Here is a 2,570-nt window from a genome sequence, read left to right on the forward strand (position 1 = left end):
CCGGCTCGATCGATTTTGTACATCCGGGTGATGAGGGATTTCTTCAGGGGCCCTTTCATTCGCTCCACCGGTATAGTAGCAAAAAACGCGATTTGTATCATTAGAATTTTATTAAACTTTTACTGCTTGTATTTGACGGAAACTTGCATCTTCGAAGACTTTTGAATCGGGAATAGTCGGGAATCTCGGGGATGATCGGGGTTACCGGGAAGATTAGATTTTAAAGTTTAAGATACTCAGCCCTGAAATTTATTTCCCATATAAAGGCTCTATTAGACAGAAAATCTCTCCCCCGCTATAATGAAGAAAAATGACGGGAGGTAGTTACGATGGAAAGGGGCACGGCGCCGATACTTCGGAATCGATATTTCCTCTATGCTACGGAATTTTTTGCCGGAATGGCTGTCATGGCTGTGGAACTCGGAGCTTCCCGGCTCATGGCTCCTTATTTTTCTTCGTCCCAGATTGTCTGGACCATGATTATCGGGACCATTATGATTGCCATGGCTCTGGGAAATGTGTGGGGCGGGCGGCTGGCCGACAAAGATCCGGACCCGGCCAGACTGTATCGGCGGCTGATTATTGCTGCTGTCTGGATTGCCCTGATTCCGCTGGTGGGAAAATATATCATCATGGCGATTGCAGGAATTCTGATTGTGGCTATCGATATTCATCTTCTGATCTGGGCGTCCTTTCTGACCTGTCTCGTGCTTTTCGTATTTCCTTTATTTCTCCTGGGCACGGTCACTCCGTCTCTTGTGAAATATGCGGTGAATTCGCTGGATTCTACGGGTTCCATCGTAGGTATGCTGGGGGCCTGCAATACGATCGGTTCCATTATCGGGACTTTTCTTCCTACTTTTGTCACCATTCCTGCCGCAGGAACGGCGGTGACTTTTCTCATTTTTTCAGGAGTCCTTCTCGTCATAGGTCTCATTTACTTTATTTCCAGAGGAGGAAATCAAGGGCCTCTGGCGCTGGGAGTCCTCATTTTTGCAGCGGCTTCCATTTTCGGCTCTTCCGGTCATTTTGCTTTCTGGGAAGACGGACTCACCTATGAAGGGGAATCCATGTACAATTACCTTCAGGTGCGGGATACGCCAAAAAGTACGATCCTTTCCACCAATGTCCTTTTCGGTGTCCAGTCCATCCGCATGAAGGGGGATGAACTGACGGGAATGTACTACGATTATGCCCTGGCCGGCCCGGTGCTGGCCGGAATCCAGTCGAAAGAAAATCCGAAAATCCTCATCCTCGGCATGGGGACGGGCACTTTTGCCTCCCAGTGCAGGAAGTATTTCCCGAAAGCTTCCATTGAAGGAGTGGAAATCGATGAAGCCATCACAGGACTTTCTCACAGATATTTCGACCTCCCTTCGGATATTCCGGTAACCACTTACGATGGAAGGGCCTTTCTTGCGGGAACGGACAAAACATACGATGTCATCCTGGTCGATGCCTATCAGGATATTACCATTCCCTTCCAGATGAGCAGCCGGGAATTTTTCGGACTGGTCCGGGACCATCTCTCTCCGGACGGCGTCATGGTGGTGAATATGAACCTCAAAACGAATGGCGAGGGGGAAATCAATGAATATCTTTTAAATTCCATGGGCACTGCTTTTTCGAAAGTCTATACCGCCGATGTGCCGGACCAGACGAACCGGGAAGTCTATGCCTGGAATGATTCGTCCCTTTCCGGACAATTTGAAAGGAACCGGCTGGCCCTGAAAGACAAAGACCTTCGGGAACTCATGGGCCAGGTCCGTCAGCATGCGATTCCTCATCATCAGGGAGAAAATATCTTCACCGATGACAAAGCGCCGGTGGAATTCATGGGCATGCAGGCACTGGATGCCATGATGCGGGAGGAAATAGGGCCGTACAAAGAGGCCTATCGCGTCGGAGGAGTGAAAGGACTGCTGGACGCGGTGCTGTGAGGGAAAGACGGATTTCGGATTGCGGACTGCGGGAAGGTGGGCGCCTTGAAATGAAAGGGCGCCCCTTTTTATATGGGGATTTTCAGGTGTAGAAACTTTGAATCGGGAATGATCGGGAATCTCGGGGATGGCCGGGGTTGTCGGGAAGGATATGGTTCGCTTCGCGAACCAATCTTATATAGCCGGCTCCGCCGGCGGCCTTTGGCGTGCATGTTCGACAAGTACAATTTATAGTCGAAAGTGCAGTTCATCCGCAAAAGGAATTAGGGATTGGGGATTAGGGGTTAGGGAAGGTGCGGCGCAGCAGTAGAAGGTGCCGCATTTTTGATTCTGCCTTTGGCTCCCATTTATGCCGGGCAAAATTTTCCTCATCGGTGCGGTTCGTTCCTTCACCGCCTTCGGCGGAGCTCCCTGGGGATAAGTTTACCTTTTAGCTCATTTTCGACTTGAATGATAGTACAGCCCCCTCCGTCGCCTACGGCGACACCTCCCCGAACTTCGGGTAATGGCACACACTTAAGGATTTACTCCTAAAAACAGACAATTACATAACCCTATTTTAGCGTATCCAGCAGGATACGCTTTTTAATTTATTAATTTTAAATTTTAATGCGCGGAAAGCTTGACACA

Annotated in this window: 1 protein-coding gene; it reads left to right on the top strand. The window is 49.4% G+C overall.

Going from position 1 to position 2,570, the window contains the following annotated elements:
* Window positions 1-329 precede the first annotated feature (329 nt).
* Complete coding sequence (locus VZT47_RS10040; protein WP_330224824.1) at window positions 330-1,940, top strand: spermidine synthase; 1,611 nt, start codon at window positions 330-332, stop codon at window positions 1,938-1,940.
* Window positions 1,941-2,570 lie beyond the last annotated feature (630 nt).

Source organism: Dialister sp. (genome assembly GCF_036343215.1).
Taxonomy (GTDB): Bacteria; Bacillota; Negativicutes; order Veillonellales; family Dialisteraceae; genus Dialister.